The organism is Ignavibacteriales bacterium (assembly GCA_016709155.1).
In the GTDB taxonomy this organism is placed as follows: domain Bacteria; phylum Bacteroidota; class Ignavibacteria; order Ignavibacteriales; family Ignavibacteriaceae; genus JADJEI01.
Map to the genome: position 1 here is coordinate 143255 of JADJEI010000013.1, position 21093 is coordinate 164347.

The following is a 21093-nucleotide window of genomic DNA, read 5'->3' on the forward strand; positions in this document are numbered from 1 at the left end:
TCCCATTACATCTCTTAAACATTGAGTGTTTTCGCCGGGGTGACATTTGTAGCAGGTGGATATTTCATTTTGCGGAAAATGTTTTTATGCTTGTCGTGAATTACTTCAGAAAATATTCCTGCTTCGGGATCGCAGGTTGTGCCGAGTGCATTATCAGCGTGGCAATTTGCACAAAGATTAGGACCGTTTTTATTAAAGCCCGGTTCATTTTCATGCTCATCAAGAATATCCTGCTGTGAACTGTGACAGCCTGATGAAACGCAGCTAATCTCATTACTCACAGGAATAACCACATCGGTGGTAGCAAGTATCGTACTGCTTCCCACAGCCTTTGCTACAAGATGAATTAACTGATATGGATTTTCAGTTACGAGGTTTGCATCCGTGTAAGGCGTGATAGGAATTCCTGTAGCAACGAAGAAGTTCCCGCTTGGCAGAAGCGAGCCAGTCAATCCATTTCCGGTTAGTCCGACATTTAATGGAAGGGGAGTGGGAAGATTAAACAACTGCTGGGCGTAATCCCAGAAATTAGTTTTGCCAACTGAGTAAGTGTTCCCGGGAATTGAATACTCAATTGTGTAACCGGAAGTAACCACTTGAGGATCACCCGTAGGTGATTTCAAGATCAGTTGAGCGTATGTTATTGTATGGCGGCAGTACCGCTATTTTTTGAAAAGTCTTTATTCGCACAATGCATTCCGAGGTCATTCCAACCAACCAGAACATACTGTTGTGAATAAGAAGGAGAAATAAAAATGAAAAGAACAACGAAAAGAGCAATACTGAATAAGTATTTCATTTTAACCTCCTATTTAATCAACCATAAAAGTTGATTAATAGTTAATGAATACCCCCCTTAAAGGGGGCTGAATTAGTTCGATAATTATTTAGTTGACGATTAGCACATTTAGGGACATTTGACCAAAATATATTTTTTAATGTTATTGTTTTGAATAAAAAAGCGGTTTTGATAAAAGCATTAGTTGGATTTATTAAAAAGTTTTGTGTATGAATTGTTTTATCAGAGATAGTAATGATCGGACATTTTTGTTTGTCCTTTTTTAATTGATAGATAGAATAAGAAGGGGCGGGGAAATAGAAAAATATATTTTAGAGGCGAAGGATTTCTTCGCCTCTAAACTAATTTGTTTTGTTTATAATTATTTAATTAAGATCATCTTTTTATCATCAACAAGAGTAGTTACTTCTCTGCCGAGTATGTCGAAAACTTTTAGAGTTACGTTTCCGGCATTTGGAATTTGATATTTAATTGTTGTTGATGGATTGAATGGGTTGGGGTAGTTTTGTGCTAATGCATAAGTTAACGATTCAAGTTTGACTAGATATGAAATATTATCGTAGATTTTTTTACCAAGTGTTTCCGAATCATTTTGTTCATTGGATAGATGATAATAATATTCACCCATAACTTCTGTAACTAATCTAAAATAATATTCATCTGCTGTTACTTCGCTACAATCAACAGAGTAGTTGGTAATATCGTGATCAAAGAGAGTGTTTTTATCGAATGTAACTTCATCAAACAGCCCGACGACTTCACCGGAATTTGCATTTACTAACTCTATCTTATATACTATCTCATCATTATCACTTAAAACAGTCTGGGCAACCTCAGGATTTAAAACAAAATAGTATACAGAGAATAAAAGCTGGGAGGTTGGATCAATATAAAAATTTTCTGTTCTAAAATATTGATTAAATTCGCTTACCCCCGGTATTGGCAAAGTATCTGATTTCTCAATAAAAAGGATATTTTCACCATCTAACCTTAAGTCTCCAAAGCTGAATACGAACTCAGCCTCTTCCTTTCTCACAACCCCAGTTCTTGAATATCCCGGTTCGAGGGAAGTAATTTTGGACAAAAAGTTTGTATTACTCTTCTGAAGGTGAAAAGGAGCGGTTGCATTCTCAAAAACTACTGCCTTGATCTGCGAAAAATTACCGCCGCTTGATAGTTGAACTTGTATTCCGTTTTCATTAAAACTTCCTGCCGCTGTATAACCAAAAGCAGTACGCTTAATCCATCTGCAGGATTCACCATTGTTTTGAGAATAAGCAATTACAGAATTAGTGACTCCATTTTCTGTTGTAGAATTGTTATTAGAATAATTTACATTTAAAACCTGCAGCATAAAAATCACCCCCTGATGTTATCCAAAAGGGCCTGACTAAAACCCGTGATACCCAAATTAAGTCTGTTTCTTCTCCCGCTACCACTTTGCTGGGATTTTCGTGTCTGCCTGCCTTCCAGCTAATGATTGCCTGATTAAAATCTGTGAGACTTACTGAGGGGTATTCGTTTGTACTGTAGCCGGCACCCGTTGAAACGTTGTATGAATTAGGTTCAAAATATCTATTGCCGTATGGAACACCACTGACATAGCTGTGTAAATATCTAATTGAAGAATTTGACTGCTGCCATACAATATGAAGATTATCACTGTTATCTCCGACAATGGACGGATTTAAAGAGTATTGATTTGATGTTGGTAAATTGAGTGGACCTTCAGTCAACCATTGACCGCCGTTGTAATATTTACGCCAGTACTTTAAGGGAGAAAATGAAGATGGTTTGTAAACAACAAAAATCTCGTGAGCCGTATATGCTACTACGGGTTTAATATTCCCGAAATAATTTGGATCAATTCCGGTTTCCGGTATCTGGGTAATAACAGGGATATCGTTGTTCAACAAATACTTTTCAGCAAGAAAAATACCTGCTAAACCGGTCATTCCCCCTTCATAAACTGTTGCAGAAGTATACCCATCAAAATCATCAATAGATGGATTTTTCAATTGAAGATCATATTCTTCGGCAAAGATAATTTCATTTAACCAGGCGCCGTTAAAATCCGTGGTATTGCTTTGTGTGCTCCAGATTTTACCATAAGAAGGGTAAACAATATGATATTTCCCCTGACTGTCTAAAACAATCTTTCTCTGCCCGTTACTTGTAAATGCATCTGATTGAGCAGAAGTGAAATGCCCTTTGTAGTTGGCAATGAATGATCCCCCCAGGGGAATGTCGTCAGGTACTTTTATGTTTTGTAGTGTCGTACTTGTACTTCCTGTATTCCAATTAAGAAATGTCCAGTTTGTCCCATAGCGTTGTGCGGTTATTGGCAGGGCTTCGATGGTGTATCTATCATTTATAGGATCCTGATAAGTTCCAATATTATTTGAAGTGTTCCAATGACGGGCTAAATAATCAGCTCCATTGTTGAAAACAATATTCGAACTAACACTAAATCCATATTCGACTCCGTGCCAGAAATCAATATGCTCACCTGGAGTAACTTGATCACCTATAGAATATTGTTGATTCGGGAAACCAAATTCTGCTTGTGTTAATACTATTTTTTCTGATGAAAAAGATGTTCCGCTTAAATCATTTGTAATTTCGATGTTTCTGAAAAATGGGGTGAAATCTTTTTCAAGATTTCCGTGATTCTCCCAAATTTTTATTGTACTATTCATTAACAGAGGACCATAGTGTAGTATATAATTCTCATCATAATATGAATATTCAACGGTCCTATATTCATCAGTAATTGTAATTCTTATATGAATATCTGGAGAATGAGTTAATCTTTCTTTTGCCATTCTTAAATCAAGATAAAATGCAATGATTGTTTCTGGTTCAGTAGAATAATTTCTGATCACTTTTATGTAATAGTATCCATATCCGAGATCGTCATTAGAATCATCATCCAGTGCCCCGGGGTCTTCAATCCAATCAAATCCCTCGCAAGCTGTTGTTAAATTTGCGTCAACCTCGAAAACATCTTCAGCAGCATCAAATTCTTCTGTGTATTCGTAGTTAACACCATAAATTGGTGAATTGTCGCTTTTAATTGCTATTATTTTATAGCTGGAATTTTGATAGTCTTTTATATTAGTGTAAAGTTCTGGTCCACCTGTTGGACAAACGTTTGATTTTGAAAATATTACGAGCTGAAAATAAAAGTAGAACGGATAAAACTAAACAGGTGTTTAAAATCGACTTCATCGTTTGATTCTCCTTTTGATTAATTTTGAGTACCAATAAATATTTTGCCTATTATTCCTGCCCCGCCAGTAGCAAATATTTTCCCATTAGTTAAATACACACCGTAAAATGCACTGTTGGGTTGGTTCAGATCATATGAGTAGTCTTTCCAATCCACACCGTTGAAGTGAAGTAATGTAAATCCATCGCCAACTGAAACTATTTCTCCAGTCGATTTATCTGCTCTGATCTTTTCTAAAATGCCTGGAGCTTGCTGAAGTATTTCTGTTACTACACCATTCAAATATCTGTAAGTTTTTGAACCTCCGACAAAATAATCATAGGGATTCCATCCAAAAACTGTTCTAAAGAGTGTGTTACCATAATTCAATCCCTGCAATTGATCCCAGCTCGTTCCATTAAATATTAACGCAATGCTTGGTGTACTCAATGCACTTCCACAGGCAAGAATAAAATTATTTGAAGTGCCATAAATATCTGTAATTGGAATTGGGTCAGAGTTTTCGTAAACAATATTTGCATTTACCCCATCCCAGTGAATTATTTTTCCCCACGCATTCCCAAAATACATATCACTGCTGCTCGTACCCCACAGGCTGGTGTAAGGAATGTTATCTATGAATACATCATAATCTTCGGTTAGATCGCTCCACACTGTGCCATCGAAATGATAGACAGCACCTCCAACTGTCCAAATGTCATTATCTGAAAATCCGTAAATCGCAACGCCGCCGGCTTTACTGATTGGTTTCCACTCCACTCCATTCCATTTAATTATTCCATAAACCGTATCATTTATTTTAACTCCACCACAAGCCCAAACATTATTCTCATCAGTGCCCCAAACATCATAAAGTGTATTTGGGTAACCCGCATCTCCAAATGTAAACTCCTGCCAAGTGTAATTGTGGCTTGTGGGGGCTAGTGTTTTTTGCATTACTATATTACTTGTGTCTGTTTCTTCACCAAGACTGTCAACCCTTACTGCAAAGTATGTGTAAGTTGTATCAAGCATCAGCCCTATTCCGTTATCGTCATCAGTTATTGTTGTGTCGGCAACTTCAAGTGGAAATTCTGCAATTATGGTTTCTGTACTATTAAAACTTCTCAATACCTTTATTGAAGACTGAAGACCGTGAACTGTTGATTGTACCCTAAAAGTAACACTTCTGTGCGTGAAGCTTTCAATACTTACTGTGATTGTATCTTTGATAATATCCGGCGGCGGCAAAACAGGAGGCGGCTCGCTGCTGTCGCAGGAAAGTGAAGTAATGAGCAGAAACAAAGCAAAACTGAGATAACCGAACAAGCGTACCATAAAAGCACCTCCATCAAAAAACACATTGAAGAAAAATAAGGAGTGAAAATTAAATGGCAGGAAAAATTATCCGTAACCAAAATTGCACTCCATAATTTCAAGACAACGAATTGGTTAGAGCAACAATAATATCGTTACTCCCCCAAAAATTTTTGTTACAACAAAGATGAATTTTGTTTAAAAAATCAATCAGTAATAAAGTACGAAAGTGTTTTGAAAATATTTCAAGTTTGTAAATAAATGTTCGGGTAAAAATAAGTTCATTCAGGTAAATACAATAAATAAAAAGTTATTTATTAACTGATGTTACGCACTTTGTGATTTCTTAGTGTCTTTGTGACTTGGTGGCAAAAGAAAAAGTAAGAAATTAAGTCACCAAGTTTCACTAAGGAGAATTCTTGTAAATTCAATTTATGCGTAAGGTGATTTATTAATTCTGCTTTAGTCGCATTGCCATTTGTGCGGACAAAGATGGGAAAATTATAATTTAATCTAATCACTCATTTGTCGTAATAATCTAGCATAGGAATAGATAATTTAACAAGTGAGCTATAATTTCGATGGGACTCTTCTACAATTCACAATCTCCAACACAGCGCTCTTAAATTTTACGCTATTGAGAAAGCAAAAAATTCTAGACTTATTGGAGCGCTGCGATGGATAATCGTTTTATACCTAATTAGATAATTTTAACTGACATAGAATTACATAAACATATTATTATGGACAAGTTTTAAAACTAAAAATGAATAAAACAACATGAAAAGTAACAGGAGCATACTGTAAAAGCATTTCATTTTAGCCTCCTAATAATCAGATCAAACGATCAGACTAAAAGTTATAAAATACCCCGTGGGTTCCGGGGCTGAATTAGTATTCGTTTTATTTAGTTGCTGTTGAAGCTGCAATGGGACATCGCAAATAAGTAATTTCTTACAATAAGATTTTATCTGATAGCAGATTAAAAATAGTTTTGATTGCACATGCTGATGGAAGGGCAAATGGATAATTGCTTTGCCAAAGTTACTCGGTGAAAAATTTCCTGTAATAAATTTTACTACACAACTTTCACAGAAATTACTCTTTCGCTTGGTTCAACAAGGTGATAGTTTCACATCAAAAATGGAAGCGTTATTTAATCAAAAGCTTTCACTAAAATAACTGAAACAATCAAGGAGGTCTCTATGTCCGATTACGTAAAAGATCTAATGGCAGAAGTAAAAGCCAAACATCCATCCGAGCCTGAGTTCCATCAGGCTGTGCAGGAAGTCGCCGATTCACTTTCACTTTGTTTAGAAAGACACCCGGAATACCGTGCAGCAAAAATTCTTGAAAGAATTATTGAGCCGGAAAGAACAATAATCTTCCGTGTTCCATGGGTTGATGATCAAGGGGAGGTGCAGATTAACATAGGTTACAGGATTGAAATGAACAGCGCAATTGGTCCATATAAAGGGGGATTGCGATTTCACCCGTCAGTCAATCTTGGCATATTAAAATTTCTCGCCTTCGAACAGGTATTTAAAAACAGCCTGACTACATTACCGATGGGCGGGGGTAAAGGCGGATCTGATTTTGATCCCAAAGGTAAAAGCGATTTGAAGATCATGAGATTCTGCCAGGCATTTATGAGCGAACTATTTCGCCACATCGGTCCTGATACAGATGTACCGGCAGGCGACATTGGTGTAGGCGGAAGAGAGATCGGATATTTGTTCGGTCAGTATAAAAAATTACGCAATGAATTTACCGGAGTGCTGACAGGCAAAGGATTAAACTGGGGTGGTTCACTTGTTCGTCCCGAAGCAACCGGATACGGTTCTGTTTATTTTGCTGCGGAAATGTTATCTACTAAAGGACAAACACTTGAAGGAAAAACATGTCTTGTTTCCGGCAGCGGAAATGTAGCACAATACACAGTTGAAAAACTTTTGCAGCTTGGTGCAAAGCCCGTTACGCTTTCAGATTCAAACGGATATATTTACGATGAGGAAGGCATCAGCAAAGAAAAACTCGCATTCGTTATGGAAATGAAAAATGTACGTCGGGGCAGGATAAAAGAATACACAGACAAATACAAAAATGCTGTTTACACCGCCCTTGATCCGAATGCTCCATTCAATCCATTATGGAATCACAAAGCTCACTGCGCATTTCCGAGTGCAACACAAAATGAAATCAATGCGAAGGATGCACAGAATCTTGTAAAGAACGGAGTAACGGTTGTCAGTGAAGGTTCAAACATGCCCACCACCCCTGACGGTGTAAATATTTTCCTCGATTCTAAAATACTTTATGGTCCGGGTAAAGCGGCTAATGCCGGCGGCGTGGCAACATCAGGATTAGAGATGTCGCAGAACAGCATGCGTTATCCATGGACAAGAGAAGAAGTTGATAACCGCTTAAGAATGATAATGCACAGCATACATCAAACTTGTGTGGATACATCTGCCAGATTTGGAACACCGGGTAATTATGTGAATGGTGCAAATATCGGCGGCTTCCTTAAAGTTGCCGACGCAATGATGGATCAGGGAGTGGTTTGATTAATTAACAATTAAAAATGAATAATTAAAAATTAAGGCGGTCTTCGGATCGCCTTTTTATTTTTTAAGCCAATGTGATGCTGATTCCTGGAATTAATCCGAGAGTGATTTCGATAGCGCTAAGTTTTATTTCACCGATCTTTATTGTATCCGAAAAGTCGCTTGCTTTGAAAAGGCTTTTAAGCATCAAAACGGTAATTCTACTTTCACCTGCCTTATCAAGCATTTTTTGTCGTTCGTTTTCAGGTATGGACTGAAGACAATTGAATCCAATTTTTATTACAGGAGGAATAGCCAGACCGACAGTTATCCCCTTCAATTGATATCCTGCCTCAGAGAAAAGCGAAGTGTTAGTGTTCAGGCTGCTGATTATTTCCTGCAATTTAACTTCGCTGCCGGATTTGAATTGCTCAATTATTTCTTTTTTCTCTTCATCCCACAAATTTTCTTTTAAGTCAACCATTTTATTTTTGACCGAGGAGGTTGATGCTTTTACTCTTTCATAAAAATTCTCTGCCATTGTTATTCTTTCTATATAGTAATTAATCTTAATTCAAAATTACGGATACTTTTTTATTTGAGGAAAAATGATTTGTCCCTTCCTTTGTGAAACTTAGTGCCTATGCGCTTTAGTGCAGAAAATTCCTTGCAGTAATTAAAGAATAGCCACCAAGGCTCCAGGACACAAAGAAACACTAAACCTATTTTCTAAAAAATAATTTTGAGTTATTTCAGTATATTTTAAATGAAAATGAAATTTGATAATTAATAAGAAAAGATTATGCTGATACTTTATAACACACTTACAAAAAAGAAAGAAGAATTTAAACCCCTCAATCCGCCGAATGTAAATTTTTATATCTGCGGACCAACCGTTTATGATTACTTCCATATCGGTAATGCACGTTCATTTATAATCTCAGATATGCTGCGAAGGTATCTCATCTATAAAGGCTACAAAGTAAAATTTGTAATGAACATAACAGACATTGATGATCGAATAATAAAAAAATCCATTGATGAAAAAATCAGTTTCAATGAAGTTGCTTCGAAATACACCAAAGCTTTTTTAGAAGACATAAGTGCATTGAAATTAAAACCTGCGGATGTTAATCCTAAAGCAACAGAACATATTGGAGAGATAATTAATCTCATCAAGACTCTCGAAGAAAAGGGAATCGCTTACAATGTTGATGGTGATGTTTTTTATGATGTATCGAAATTCGAAGGATACGGCAAACTCAGCAGCAAAAATTTAGAGCAGCTTGAATCTGGTGCGCGAGTTGAAATAAACGAAACTAAAAAAAATCCGCTTGATTTTGCATTATGGAAAAAAGCAAAACCCGGTGAACCTTCGTGGGAAAGCCCCTGGGGCAAAGGCAGACCCGGATGGCATATCGAGTGCTCTGCAATGAGCTGCAAACATCTCGGCGAATCTTTTGATATTCACGCCGGCGGAAATGATTTAATTTTCCCCCACCACGAAAATGAAATTGCGCAGAGCGAAGGCGCTACTGGAAAACCTTTCGTGAAGTACTGGCTGCATTTTGGATTTCTGAATATCAATGAAGAAAAAATGTCAAAGTCGCTCGGTAATTTTTTAACTGCAAGAGATATTCTGAAAAATTATTCAGCAGAAGCAATTAGATTATTTTTTGCGCAGGCTTATTACCGTGGTCCACTGAATTTTAGTGATGAACTTTTGCAGGCAGCACAAAAGGGAGTGGAAAAGTTTGTTAATCTTGCTCAGAAAATTAATGATGAATTGAATAAAGACAATTCCGAAGGAGTTTATCCTGAAATAGATATTAAAAAATATTTGGATGAATTTGAAACCGTAATGGATGATGACTTTAACTCAGCGCAAGGCGTTGCTGTGATTTTTGATTTTGCGAAAGAAGTAAATAGAATCATTGCCTCGGATCAAAAAATAAAAAAAGATTTTTTTGTAGATGTAAAAAATTTCCTAACAAAAACTGCAGTTGATGTTTTAGGAATTATGAATTTTGATTTAACCGTTAAAGGTGGTGGTGAACTTGAAGATGCTTTAATTAAATTTTTAATTGAACTGCGTAACAATGCTAAAAAAGAAAAAAACTTTTTGCTTGCAGATAAGATACGCGGGGTGTAGTGTAATTTACATTGATATAGCTCATCAAATAATCAACTGGCAGCAAATTTCTTTTTCTCAAAATTGAAAAAAAAAACGATTTTTCCCGATGTTGAGAAGACAGAAATATATATCCATTGTTTTTTGTTGATTTTATATTTTAGTTTTGTGGTACAGTTGTTGGCAAATTATTATTAAGTATAAATGGAGTTAAGCTAAATTATCTAGACTAATTGGCTTTCTCCTAATTAATATTTTTTATAATTGTCAGTAATAATTCTGAAAGGGGAAAAAATGAGAAAAGTATTATTCATTCTACTCTTTATTTCATTTAACGTTTTAAAAGCACAGGAAAACAAACCTTTTTCTAATTTTGACATCGGTTTTTATGGTGGTATTAATTTTTATAATACAGACAAAATTAGAGGTGATTTTCTTGTAGAGTTTAAAACGAATCTCATATCTTCACTTAAACTGAAAGCCTCTGCAGGTTATTTTAGGACAATACAACCCTATACTTACAATTACACTGTAAGAAAATACTCTGAAAATATTATTGATACTCTTCCAAAATTTTTTGCAGCTAAATATAATTTAGTAAGCAAAAATTATGATATTTTCCTGATTACATTAGGCATTCAATATTTGATTGTTAATAGTATCTTCTCGCCATATCTTTCGGTAGATGCAGTTTATAACTTTATGAATACATTCATAGAGACTTCACCGTCTGAAGTCTGGTCTTATAATTCAATTGATGAGATACCTGATGAATTTAAGGAAAACCAAAAGGAGGAAGAGCTGCTGAATAATTCGTATGGAATAATATTGGGAGCAGGCACATCATATCATATTTCTTCAAAATTAAATCTTGATATTAGATACTTGTTCAAATACGATAGTAAGATAGTCAACACGCACCATATCATTATAGGTGTTTATTTTTAAAGTAGTAGAGAAATGGATTTAATAAATAAAACTCTTTGGATTTTGCTTCTTGGTTTTTTAGCAGTTGAAATTTTTCCTCAGGAACAATCTTATATCTCAACAAATGGAAATATTGACAATTCATTCCTCAAAAGAAGTATTTATAATGTATCAACCATTACTCAATTGAAAAATAATAATTCTGCCGAAGTTTTAGATAGTCTTATTTGTATATATTTAAACGGAATTAGAATTAAAATTACATATAATTATAATGTTGATTTATCATTAAATTTTTTCACAATGGCTGAGTGGTATAATGGCGAATGGATCATTTACGATAAACATACAAACACATACAATTCTGAAGGAAATCTTGAATTAGTTCTTTGGGAATGGTTTAATTCTTCATCAGGAGAATGGTTTAAATACGCGAAGGATGTTTATAATTATGATTCTTTAGTTAATAGGGTTGTTTATTTACGTCTGTATTTCAATGGTCAGGAATTTGAGAATGATTTTAAATATGAAAATTTTTATGATGCTTCAAACAATTTAGTATCATCAGTAAATTATGATTGGATAGATAGTATATGGACAAACAGTTCTAAATCTATTTATACATATACTCCAGAGAATGTAATTGATACAGCTTTATTTCAGATTTGGACAAACAACCAGTGGATAAATTACCAGTTGAATATTTATGAGTATGATGAAGAGCTTAATATCATTTCTAATTTAGCAAAAAGATGGCAAGAAGATAATTGGTTAAATTTTGGTTCGGGGAAATTTGAGTATGATGTTAATAATAATTTAGTGTTAGAAAATTGGGAAATAGCATATAATAATACCTGGGAAAATTGGTGTAGAATATTTTATGAATATGATGATAATAATACTTTAATTCATCTATTTGGTGAAGAATGGGTAAATGGACAGTGGGTACCGGAAAATGAACCTCTACGAGTTACAAACCCAGATGGTATTTTAATCGGGTTCATAGCTGAAGAAATATTTCTATATTATAGCCAACCTACAAGTGTGGAAAGTGAAAAAAATATTGTGGAAGAATATCTTCTTTCCCAAAACTACCCCAACCCTTTCAATCCGTCAACAACAATTAAATATCAAATTCCAAACGCCGGAAATGTAACTCTAAAAGTTTACGACATCCTTGGAAGAGAATTAACTACGCTTGTTGATGAATTTAAGAATGAAGGCAGGTACGAAGTAAACTTCAATGCAAGCAAACTTGCAAGCGGAGTTTACATCTACACAATAAAATCAAATGATTTTACTGCTTCGAAAAAGCTAATGTTGTTAAAGTAAAGTCAAACGAGTAACGTAAAAGGAAAAAGTTATAATTAAATTTAAGGGCAATCTTAGCCGGCTGCCTTTTTATATAAAAGACTGTCCGAAAATATTCCCTCTTCCCAAAATTAGATTTGGATCAAGCGCTTTTTTAATTTCAAATATCTTTAAAATTGTTTCGCGTCCGTACATTTCCAGTAAGTAATCTGTTTTAATTTTACCCACCCCGTGCTCTGCGGAGATAGTTCCGCCGTAATTTATTGCTGCAAGGCAAATCTCGTGATAAATACTTTTACCGGTTTCAAATTCATTTTGATTTTTAGGCAGCATATTCAAATGCAGGTGCGAATTTCCAAAATGCCCGTAAACCACGAAGTCTAATTTTGCATCCTGCACTAATTTTCGTGAAGCAGAAAAAAGCTGCCTGAAAAATTTATCTGGTACAGCAACATCAGTTCCGAGTTTGCGAAAATTATTTTTTACAATGTACTCATTCACCTTCCAAGAAATTGCGTGACGAAATTCTCTGATCTTTGAATTATCATTTTCAGTAAATGCAAACCACGCAGTTTCTGCATTGCCGGCGTTTTGATTTATTAGTTCAAGCCATTTGTTGACTAAAATATCTTCGCTTGCAGAGTCAGCTTCCTGCTCAAACCATATTGCTGCTTTTGCATCTTGTGGAATATTTTGAAAATCTACAGATAAGAATTTGAGTGAATGCTCATCGAAGAATTCAAGTGCGAGCGCATCAATTTCATTTTTAAAATTATTATTCCTTGCCTCAAATGAAAGACTCCGTGCAGAGTCAAGAAAATTAAATGCCGCAGTTTCATTATTAAAAAAGACTACACAGGAAATGACTTTTTCAGGAAGGGGCAGTAATCTTAATTTCGCTTTCGTTATAATTCCAAGTGTTCCTTCCGAGCCAATGAATAGATCAATCGCATCCATTCCATCTTTAATAAAATACCCCGAGGCATTTTTTGTCAGCGGCATCTTGTAATTAGGAAGATTGAGAGTGATAATTTTATTCGATTCAGTTTTTAATTCCAAAATATTATGATCTGCTTTACCCCCACCACGTTTGAGTTTAAGCGATTCACCGGTTGGGAGAATAATATATAATTCTTCAACAAAATTTCTTGTTGCACCGTACTTAAAAGTTTTAGCTCCGGAAGCATTTGTAGCAATTGTGCCGCCGATAAAACAATTCGTCTCGGTTGGATCGGGCGGATAAAATAATTTATTTTCTTTCACTTGCTTTTGCAGGTCGGCAAGAATAACAGCGGGTTGAACAACAGCAAACTTTCCCTCAGAATTTATTTCTAAAACTTTATTCAGCTTTTCAGTTGAGATTACAATTCCGTTTTGAGGTACGCGTGCGCCGGTCAAGCCGGTGCCGTTGCCTGCTATTGTGACGGAAGTTTTGCTTCGATTTGCCTCAACAATGATTTCTGCAATTTCATTTTCATTGACAGGAAAATAAACGGCATCGCAGCATCCTTTGAAGTTTGAGGCATCAGTCAAAAAGTTTTGTATTTCGTCTTGTGATTTTTTTATCAACATAATTTTTGCCACTAATTACACGAACTTTCACGAATTAAAATTAGTGTCAATTAGTGAAATTCGTTTCTGTAATTTCATTTTCATTAACAGGAAAATAAACAGCATCGCAACATCCTTTGAAATTTGAGGCATCAGTCAAAAAGTTCTGTATTTCGTCTTGTGATTTTTTTATCAACATAATTTTTGCCACTAATTACACGAATTTGCACGAATTAAAATTAGTGTCAATTAGTGAAATCAGTGGCTATCCTTTCCGGGTTTTTCTTGATGCAATCAAGTTGAATGATTAAATAATCTCCCTCAAATAATTCAGATATTTTTTTTGAATTATTAAATCCGGGACACCAATTTTATCCATCTTTATTTCGGGATTAAGATTCATCAAATGAAATAATATATCAAGAGCTTCATACATATTTATTTCGGGAAACGAAGTGTCTCTTAAATGATGAATCAATTTTAATGTATTGAACCCATCAAACCAAAATATCTTTTGCTTATTAATTTGCTCGGTACTTTTTGATCTACCGATAATCGAATTCCAGCTTTCGATAAATTTCTTTTGAATCAGGAAATTTTTCAATTCGATATGAATGTACTCGGCTTCTTTCAAATATTCTTCAGCAGTCAAAATATTTTGCGAGTTGAATATCCGCAGCCAATTGTTTAAGATTTCAAAACTTGCAGGATTAAAAAGTTTGTATTCGTCACGCGAGCTTTGTAAAAAACGATTCACTCTTTGTCCTGTTCCAAAAGGTACTCGCCACGAAGAACGTGAGGAGGGAGTGATAGTGGTTCCATTTATAGTTTGTACAAAAAAATGTTTGGCGAGTTTTTCAAGAAAATAAAAATCCTCTGCAGCTTTACGTTTATTCATTCCATCAACTTTGATATAACTTTCAACATCACAAATCATAGTTGACCCGAGAGTGTGCAATGCAAATGGTGAGTCAGCGTACTTTAGTCCGAGCACATAATATCGAAGAAAAGTTTCATAACAAATTATTGCTTTGGTGTTTTCATCATTGCCCGAGATATCATGAGCAAATCTAACTACACTGGCGTTGGATTTATTATAATTAAAATAAGAAATGATTGCTGTGAGATAATTCTTTTCAACTTTGCAATCAGCATCGAGGCAGATTAGTAATTTTTTTAGTAATGAATTATAATTATAAATATTGAGTGCTGTATCCATTCCAATTTTTCTTGCAAGCCCTACCCCGGCATCCTTTTCCGGAAGTTCATTTCCTGAAGAAGAAGCATCTATCAATGCTATTCTTAAATTACTTTCGATAATCTTATTTAAAAACTCAGCTCCATTTATCTTAAAAATAATCTTACTGATTAATTCAATCGAAGATTTATTTCCGGCTTTAATTCCATTTGAAGAAGAAGCAGAATTATTTATCACAAAAAGAAAAAGAGAAGACGAAAAATATTTCCTATCCATTTCGGAAAGGCTGTTCAGAAGAGAAATAATATTTTGATATTCATCAATCGCAGGGATGACTATTACATTGTCTATTGCCGATAAATCACTACAAATAATTTTTCGATCACTTGCAGAAAATTTGTTTAAATATTTACGAACTATTTCGGGAAGCTGACTCACGTTTTTATAACCGGGAAAAATTGCTCAACTAAGTTTTTCGTCTTTGCAAAATCAGGCTCTTCAAACCAATTGATTCGTACACCTTCTCGTTCCATTTTTCTGAACCACGTCATTTGTCTTTTTGCGAAGTTGTGAATTGCGCTATTAAGTTTTTGAAACATGTCGTTAAAACTTAATTCACCGGTCAAGTATAAACTGATGCAACGGTACTCGAGTCCGAAATAATTTAATCGTTCAGGTGTGATACCTTTTTCTAAAAGATTTTTTACTTCATCAATCATACCTTCACCTAATCTTTTTTTTAGTCTATTAGTGATTCTGTTTTTTACCTCAGATCGAGATGGAGCTATTCCGATTACTAATGAAGATAGTTTTTCGGATCTCAATAGCGGCTCATCATCGCTTTGATTAATGATAATTGCTTTTATAATTCTTTCTTTATCAATTAAGTCGGTTGTATTGTGGAGATTCCCGGAAGTTGTTAAAAGTAATTGACGAAGTTCGTCAATACTTTTATGTTCAAGTTCAGATTTTAATTTAGAATTAAACTCTGCTTTTTTCAATTTATAATTTTGCAAAATAGAGCTAAGATAAAGTCCTGTTCCACCTGCAAGGAATGGAAGTTTTTGCCTCGAAGCAATGTCATCAAAAGTTTTGTAAAATAATTTCTGAAAATCGAAAAGACTAAAATCATCAGTAGGTTCACAAACATCAACAAGATGATAAGGAATCTTCACCGTCTCTACTAAATAGTCTTCATAATCTTTTCCTGTTCCGATATTCATTGAGCGGTAAACCTGACGAGAATCGGCAGAGATGATTTCTCCGTTAAAATGATAAGCAAGTTCAGCAGCTAATTTTGTTTTACCCGTTGCGGTAGGACCAAGGATGGTGACAAAGTCCATAAAAAAATCAAGAGATAGGGAGTTTAATAATTATAGTTGTGCTTTCTCCAAGATCACTTTCAGCAGAGATAGAACCTCCGCAGTCTTCAATTATTTTTTTTGCGAGATAAAGACCTAATCCAACGGAGTTATTTTTTCCGTGAGTGAAAAATTCATCAAAAATATTTTCGAGCTGATATTCAGGAATTCCATTTCCCTCATCCTTAATTTTAATTTCAATGTTGTCTTCAAATTCATCCGCTGAAATAAAAACATTTCCGCCAAGCGGCATTGCTTCGTAAGCATTTTTAATAATCTGATAGCAAGCCACTGAAAAGTCTGCCAGGTTAATTTTTACACTTTTCTCCGCTTTTATTTTTTTGAGAATTTTAATATCACTCCGGGAAATTGCTTCCTTAATTGTAGGCAGAGAATTGTTTAATAAATCTTCAACTAATTGAATTTCACTATTGAAGAATTGAGTGTGCGTAAAAAGTTTTTTTGTGCTTGAAATTATATTTTTAGAAAGGAAAGCCAAACTGATGGCAATATTTCTGATGTTTTCCGATTCAGTTTCGATATCAGTATTAAAAACTTGCTGGATGGAATCGAAATTATATTTAATAAATGTAACATATCTTTTCTCACGGTCCACTCTGTCAGTATCATAATCATTGATAACAATGTTTTCCACAATTGCCTGTTCGATTTTAATTTCTTCAGGTTGAGATTTGTCAGAAGACTCAGATATCTTTTCCTCGATTTTATTTTGAATTTCAAAAAGATCTCTCCCTTGATTATCATCAAAAATATCTTCATCAATAACTAATGATGAACGTATTTCTTCGTCTCTATTATTTAGAAATGCCTCGTCTGATCCCTCAGCAATTATTTCATCATCAATCTTCTCTACCAGGTCGGGGGAGGGAGGTGTGTCTATTTCGAGTTCAGGTTCAAGTTCAAGGTCAAGTTCAAGGTTAGGTTCAGGTTCAAGTTCAAGTTCAGGTTCAGGTTCAAGTATTTGATCAGGATTTAATGAATTAAAAATATCGGTTGATTCACTTTTCAGATTATTAAGAAGAACATTGTCTGAGATTGTTGTCCCTCCTGCCAGAAGTTTATTTACTAATTGTGGGGCAATGCAATAAACAGTGCAATTGGTATCTGCAACCGCGGAAGAAATTCTTTGAGTGTTATCTGTAATTTCTTTTTCGCCAAAAAAATCAAAGTCAGATTTATTCAATAAAATATTTCTCTCAGAAAATTTAATTTTAACTTTGCCCTGAACAATCAAGTACATAAATTCAGGCTGGTCGCCCCTCTGAAAAATAATATCGCCTTCTTTAAATATTTTTACACCTTCCTGACTGAAATCAATTCCGGTGCGATCAATCGAGATTCCCTCAAAGATTTTATTTTTCTTGAGCAGATCAAAGGTCTTCTTATTAAGAGTCATAATTTTATTTATATTTGAAATAGAATAATCTCAAAAAACTTTTGTATAAAAATAGAAAAGTAAATAGCTATTCCGAAAACATAATTAACAAGATTATTGAATCTTTGAATTCAGAAATGCATCAAAAGTATGGACGAAATAAAAATTATCGAGCTTGCTAAAAGCGGAGATAGAAAAGCACTCGCTTCACTGGTCAAGATGTACGAAAAGACTGTGTACAACTTTGCATTTAAAATTTGCCGCGACAGAGATAAAGCGGAAAACATTATGCAGGAAACTTTTTTTAGTGTTGTAAAATCTCTTCATCAGTTTGACGGCAATTCTAAGTTGTCAACCTGGCTTTATAGAATTGTTACCAATCATTGTTTGATGGAAGCACGAAAATTTAAGAACCGTCATTTTAGCTCACTTGATGATGACGAAGATGGAATGTACGAAAACAAACAAGTTGTTGATTGGTCTGCGGTGCCATATAAAAGCACCGAGAATATTGAACTTCGAAAAATATTAGATGAAGCAATTAGTAAACTTTCACCGGAATATAGAATGGTTTTTCTCTTGAGAGATGTTGAAGAGTTCTCGACAGAAGAAACAGCTAAAATAGCCGAGCTTAGTGTGCCTGCTGTAAAATCCAGGCTTCATAGAGCGCGGGCATTTTTACGAAATGAAATTAACGAGGCATTTAGAAAATGAAAAAGGAAAAAGTAAGCTGCAAAGAAGTGATTCATCATATCTGCGAAAGTCTCGGCGAGGATTTAAACTCTGATAAATGTATTGCTATAAAATCACATCTTGATGAATGTGCCAACTGTAAAAATTATTTTCAAACTGTAGAGGTGACGATTGACTGGTATAAAAAATATAATATTGAATTACCGGATGAAGCCCACAATAAACTTATGTTACTTCTCAATTTAAACGATCAAGAAAAATAAATTAAAAATTAAAAGGAGTTCTCAATGCCCATATTTGAATATCAATGTCAGGAATGTAAAACGAAATTTGATGTATTTCATAAATCTCAAAATCAAACCGAAAAAATAAATTGTCCGAAATGTAATTCAGATAAAAGCAGAAAATTGTTTTCAACTTTTAGCGCGGCAGTGAGTAATTCTGGGAGCGATTCTTACGGCGGTTGCAGTGATGGGAATTGTACAGTACCAAATTCCGGTGGTTGTGCATCTGGAATGTGTGGGTTAAATTAGTTATAAATCATTCACAATTCAAGGTGCACAATGAAAACTTTAAATTCAGTAATTGTATTCTTATTTCTTTTTCAAATATTTGGATGTGCTCAGCAGGCGGACGAAAATAATATGATCGTTCAGCAGCTAAAAGAAGAGATGAAAGCAAATGAGAATTTAATTATTCTCGACGTTCGAACACCGGCTGAGCTTAAAGGTCCACTCGGTCAAATTGATGGAGTGATTAACATCCCTGTTCAGGAATTAGAAAGCAGGCTGGGGGAATTAAAAGAATATAAATCAAATGAAATCGCAGTAATTTGCCGCACCGGAAATCGTTCTGGGGTTGCAACCAAAATTCTGCTGCAAAATGGCTTTAAAGCTAAAAATGTTTTGGGCGGCATGACAGAATATATCAATCAAAAATAATTTTTTGCTCATTGGATATTTGAATTGTTGTATTCTCCATTCCTTCATTAACTTTTAAGTTTTTTTTAGCTAACAGCTTAAATTACTTAGGCTGTTTGAAAATAATTTTTTTTATACATCTGTAAATTAAATTTTCCCTTGCAACTAATTATTAATTTTACAATTATTGAAATGTCATTTGACAAAGTTTAATTTTTTAGTTCCAAAATTTTATAAGCATAGCAGGAGAAAGCAGATAGTAAATTTTTACAATTAGTGGTTTTGGAAAAAATTTATTATGCGTTTAATCGCAAAATAAAATATGAAGTTTCGAATTCTCATTTTATATGTAATGATTTGGTGCAATTTATTTGCAGGCACAGAAAAAAAAGACGACCCCGTATTAGCCACGATTGGCTCACATCAAATAACACTCTCCGAATTTTCTGACCGATACACAGATTATTTAGTATCCGCCGGCGTGCAGGATAAATATTATATCCGCGAAGCAATTCTAAATAATCTGATCAACGAAGTTATCCTTTATTATTATGACGATAATAAATCAACCTTCAACGATTTGGAATACAGTAACGAGATGGAATGGGTGCGCAAGCAAGCGATACTTGCATTTTTAAAAGATCAGGAAGTTTATGCAAAAATTAGCGTAACCGAAGATGAGCTTCGTGATGCTTTTGTAAAAGTTAATGAAAATATTTCAGCACGTCATTTGTTTACTGCAACGGATGACGAAGCAAACAATTTGTACAACCTGCTTCAAATGGGATTTGATTTTAACACATTAGCAAAGCAGGTTTTTACAGATTCGGTTCTGCAAAATAACGGCGGCTACCTTGGTTATTTTACTTGGGGCGACATGGATCCTGAGTTTGAAGATGCAGCTTTCAAACTAAAAATTGGTGAAATATCCAAACCTGTAAAAACAGCGCACGGTTACAGTATAATAAAATTAGAAGACAGACAACCCCACCCCTTACTTACCGAATACGAATTTCAAACCAAAAAAAACAAACTGGAACAAACTTTAAGATTGCGTAAACGAAATCCTTTCGAGCGAAATTACTTGAATCAGATTTACGACAAGAGCAAAGTAATTGGTTGTAAAAAAAACTATAAAAAAACTACAGGATAATACTTTTCTGAAATTTAAATTGCTAAATATTCTTGATGCGGCAATTGTTTCCGATTCTGAATTGATTGATTATTATAAAAATAATATTCATTATTTTACGTTGCCCGAAGAAATAAATCTTCAGGAAATTATTGTTGATCGAAAAGATCTGAGTGACAGTCTATTAGAATTGATAAAATCGGGAAAAGATTTTGGTGAACTCGCCCGAAATTTTTCGCTGAGAGATTGGTCAGCAAAAAATAACGGTGAAATTGGTTTTTCACCAATTGACAAATTTGGAAACCTGAAAGAAACATTTTCTAATTCAAATGTTGGTGAATTAATAGGTCCGGTTAGAATTGAAAATTATTATGGACTATTTAAAATTTTAGGTAAAAAAGATCCGAGACCGATTGAGTTTTCGATTATAAAAAAAAGTGTTCGGGATGCATTCATCTTCGAACAAAGAACTAAATTAAGAGATGAATATATTAATAAGATTCGAAATGGTTTGGAAATCAAAATTGATTACAAACTGTTGGCTTCTTTTAATATTTTAGGATAGTATAGTTTGATTAGCTATACTTTTAATAAAGCGTA

At 34.4% G+C, this 21093-nt stretch carries 20 protein-coding genes; 10 read left to right on the forward strand and 10 right to left on the reverse strand.

The window, feature by feature from the left end; genetic code table 11:
- Positions 1-14: 14 nt before the first annotated feature.
- From IPH11_13775 to IPH11_13795, 5 genes are all read right to left on the reverse strand, one after another.
- A complete protein-coding gene (locus tag IPH11_13775) occupies positions 15-623 on the reverse strand; it encodes a hypothetical protein (GenBank protein ID MBK6914654.1) in 609 nt (202 codons plus the stop codon).
- 17 nt (positions 624-640) lie between these two features.
- Positions 641-799, reverse strand: coding sequence for a hypothetical protein (locus IPH11_13780; protein ID MBK6914655.1), 159 nt, complete (start codon positions 797-799; stop codon positions 641-643).
- A gap of 361 nt (positions 800-1160) precedes the next feature.
- A complete protein-coding gene (locus tag IPH11_13785; protein ID MBK6914656.1) occupies positions 1161-1427 on the reverse strand; it encodes a T9SS type A sorting domain-containing protein in 267 nt (88 codons plus the stop codon).
- Positions 1428-2121: 694 nt separating this feature from the next.
- A complete protein-coding gene (locus tag IPH11_13790; GenBank protein ID MBK6914657.1) occupies positions 2122-3684 on the reverse strand; it encodes a hypothetical protein in 1563 nt (520 codons plus the stop codon).
- A gap of 365 nt (positions 3685-4049) precedes the next feature.
- On the reverse strand, positions 4050-5348 hold the full coding sequence (locus IPH11_13795; GenBank protein MBK6914658.1) for a hypothetical protein: 1299 nt from the start codon (positions 5346-5348) through the stop codon (positions 4050-4052).
- Positions 5349-6532: 1184 nt separating this feature from the next.
- Here IPH11_13795 and gdhA point away from each other — a divergent pair.
- Positions 6533-7894 carry an NADP-specific glutamate dehydrogenase gene (gdhA, locus tag IPH11_13800; protein MBK6914659.1) on the forward strand — a complete coding sequence of 454 codons (1362 nt, stop codon included), beginning with the start codon at positions 6533-6535 and terminating at the stop codon, positions 7892-7894.
- A gap of 64 nt (positions 7895-7958) precedes the next feature.
- Here the strand turns inward: gdhA and IPH11_13805 are convergent, their stop codons facing one another.
- Positions 7959-8414, reverse strand: coding sequence for a hypothetical protein (locus IPH11_13805; GenBank protein ID MBK6914660.1), 456 nt, complete (start codon positions 8412-8414; stop codon positions 7959-7961).
- A 261-nt stretch (positions 8415-8675) separates the two neighbouring features.
- Here IPH11_13805 and IPH11_13810 point away from each other — a divergent pair, with 261 nt between their 5' ends.
- The 3 genes from IPH11_13810 to IPH11_13820 all read left to right on the forward strand — a co-directional run bounded on the left by IPH11_13810 (position 8676) and on the right by IPH11_13820 (position 12263).
- Positions 8676-10025 carry a cysteine--tRNA ligase gene (locus tag IPH11_13810; GenBank protein MBK6914661.1) on the forward strand — a complete coding sequence of 450 codons (1350 nt, stop codon included), beginning with the start codon at positions 8676-8678 and terminating at the stop codon, positions 10023-10025.
- A 273-nt stretch (positions 10026-10298) separates the two neighbouring features.
- Entirely contained in the window at positions 10299-10952 is a 654-nt protein-coding gene (locus tag IPH11_13815; GenBank protein ID MBK6914662.1) for a hypothetical protein, read from the forward strand.
- A 282-nt stretch (positions 10953-11234) separates the two neighbouring features.
- Positions 11235-12263, forward strand: coding sequence for a T9SS type A sorting domain-containing protein (locus tag IPH11_13820; protein ID MBK6914663.1), 1029 nt, complete (start codon positions 11235-11237; stop codon positions 12261-12263).
- A gap of 69 nt (positions 12264-12332) precedes the next feature.
- Here IPH11_13820 and IPH11_13825 read toward each other — a convergent pair whose 3' ends face one another.
- The 4 genes from IPH11_13825 to IPH11_13840 all read right to left on the reverse strand — a co-directional run bounded on the left by IPH11_13825 (position 12333) and on the right by IPH11_13840 (position 17769).
- Positions 12333-13814 carry an FAD-binding oxidoreductase gene (locus tag IPH11_13825; GenBank protein MBK6914664.1) on the reverse strand — a complete coding sequence of 494 codons (1482 nt, stop codon included), beginning with the start codon at positions 13812-13814 and terminating at the stop codon, positions 12333-12335.
- A 286-nt stretch (positions 13815-14100) separates the two neighbouring features.
- On the reverse strand, positions 14101-15429 hold the full coding sequence (locus IPH11_13830) for a hypothetical protein (GenBank protein MBK6914665.1): 1329 nt from the start codon (positions 15427-15429) through the stop codon (positions 14101-14103).
- A complete protein-coding gene (gene miaA / locus IPH11_13835) occupies positions 15426-16334 on the reverse strand; it encodes a tRNA (adenosine(37)-N6)-dimethylallyltransferase MiaA (protein MBK6914666.1) in 909 nt (302 codons plus the stop codon). The genes IPH11_13830 and miaA overlap by 4 nt, the downstream gene beginning before the upstream one ends.
- Before the next feature lie 7 nt (positions 16335-16341).
- Entirely contained in the window at positions 16342-17769 is a 1428-nt protein-coding gene (locus tag IPH11_13840) for a cyclic nucleotide-binding domain-containing protein (GenBank protein ID MBK6914667.1), read from the reverse strand.
- A 129-nt stretch (positions 17770-17898) separates the two neighbouring features.
- Between IPH11_13840 and IPH11_13845 the strand changes: the two genes are divergently transcribed.
- The 6 genes from IPH11_13845 (at position 17899) to IPH11_13870 (ending at position 21058) form a co-directional block, all read left to right on the forward strand.
- Complete coding sequence (locus IPH11_13845) at positions 17899-18462, forward strand: sigma-70 family RNA polymerase sigma factor (protein MBK6914668.1); 564 nt, start codon at positions 17899-17901, stop codon at positions 18460-18462.
- Positions 18459-18704 carry a hypothetical protein gene (locus IPH11_13850; protein ID MBK6914669.1) on the forward strand — a complete coding sequence of 82 codons (246 nt, stop codon included), beginning with the start codon at positions 18459-18461 and terminating at the stop codon, positions 18702-18704. The genes IPH11_13845 and IPH11_13850 overlap by 4 nt, the downstream gene beginning before the upstream one ends.
- A 24-nt stretch (positions 18705-18728) precedes the next feature.
- A complete protein-coding gene (locus IPH11_13855) occupies positions 18729-18974 on the forward strand; it encodes a zinc ribbon domain-containing protein (protein ID MBK6914670.1) in 246 nt (81 codons plus the stop codon).
- Positions 18975-19004: 30 nt separating this feature from the next.
- Complete coding sequence (locus IPH11_13860) at positions 19005-19382, forward strand: rhodanese-like domain-containing protein (protein ID MBK6914671.1); 378 nt, start codon at positions 19005-19007, stop codon at positions 19380-19382.
- A gap of 301 nt (positions 19383-19683) precedes the next feature.
- Positions 19684-20514: a peptidylprolyl isomerase gene (locus IPH11_13865; protein MBK6914672.1), complete on the forward strand. Its 831-nt coding sequence runs from the start codon at positions 19684-19686 to the stop codon at positions 20512-20514.
- Positions 20515-20533: 19 nt separating this feature from the next.
- Positions 20534-21058, forward strand: a complete 525-nt coding sequence (locus IPH11_13870) for a peptidylprolyl isomerase (GenBank protein ID MBK6914673.1) — start codon at positions 20534-20536, stop codon at positions 21056-21058.
- Positions 21059-21093: the final 35 nt, after the last annotated feature.

What these genes read in the sequence shown, in the direction of transcription:
- IPH11_13820 (MBK6914663.1), top strand. Translation starts at nt 11,235, where the DNA reads ATGGCTGAGTGGTATAATGGCGAATGGATCATTTACGATAAACATACA.
- IPH11_13845 (MBK6914668.1), top strand. Translation starts at nt 17,899, where the DNA reads ATGGACGAAATAAAAATTATCGAGCTTGCTAAAAGCGGAGATAGAAAA.
- IPH11_13795 (MBK6914658.1), bottom strand. Translation starts at nt 5,348, where the DNA reads ATGGTACGCTTGTTCGGTTATCTCAGTTTTGCTTTGTTTCTGCTCATT.
- IPH11_13785 (MBK6914656.1), bottom strand. Translation starts at nt 1,427, where the DNA reads ATGGGTGAATATTATTATCATCTATCCAATGAACAAAATGATTCGGAA.
- gdhA (MBK6914659.1), top strand. Translation starts at nt 6,533, where the DNA reads ATGTCCGATTACGTAAAAGATCTAATGGCAGAAGTAAAAGCCAAACAT.
- IPH11_13865 (MBK6914672.1), top strand. Translation starts at nt 19,684, where the DNA reads ATGAAGTTTCGAATTCTCATTTTATATGTAATGATTTGGTGCAATTTA.
- IPH11_13815 (MBK6914662.1), top strand. Translation starts at nt 10,299, where the DNA reads ATGAGAAAAGTATTATTCATTCTACTCTTTATTTCATTTAACGTTTTA.
- IPH11_13810 (MBK6914661.1), top strand. Translation starts at nt 8,676, where the DNA reads ATGCTGATACTTTATAACACACTTACAAAAAAGAAAGAAGAATTTAAA.
- IPH11_13825 (MBK6914664.1), bottom strand. Translation starts at nt 13,814, where the DNA reads ATGTTGATAAAAAAATCACAAGACGAAATACAAAACTTTTTGACTGAT.
- IPH11_13850 (MBK6914669.1), top strand. Translation starts at nt 18,459, where the DNA reads ATGAAAAAGGAAAAAGTAAGCTGCAAAGAAGTGATTCATCATATCTGC.
- IPH11_13840 (MBK6914667.1), bottom strand. Translation starts at nt 17,769, where the DNA reads ATGACTCTTAATAAGAAGACCTTTGATCTGCTCAAGAAAAATAAAATC.
- IPH11_13805 (MBK6914660.1), bottom strand. Translation starts at nt 8,414, where the DNA reads ATGGCAGAGAATTTTTATGAAAGAGTAAAAGCATCAACCTCCTCGGTC.
- IPH11_13855 (MBK6914670.1), top strand. Translation starts at nt 18,729, where the DNA reads ATGCCCATATTTGAATATCAATGTCAGGAATGTAAAACGAAATTTGAT.
- IPH11_13860 (MBK6914671.1), top strand. Translation starts at nt 19,005, where the DNA reads ATGAAAACTTTAAATTCAGTAATTGTATTCTTATTTCTTTTTCAAATA.
- IPH11_13780 (MBK6914655.1), bottom strand. Translation starts at nt 799, where the DNA reads ATGAAATACTTATTCAGTATTGCTCTTTTCGTTGTTCTTTTCATTTTT.
- miaA (MBK6914666.1), bottom strand. Translation starts at nt 16,334, where the DNA reads ATGGACTTTGTCACCATCCTTGGTCCTACCGCAACGGGTAAAACAAAA.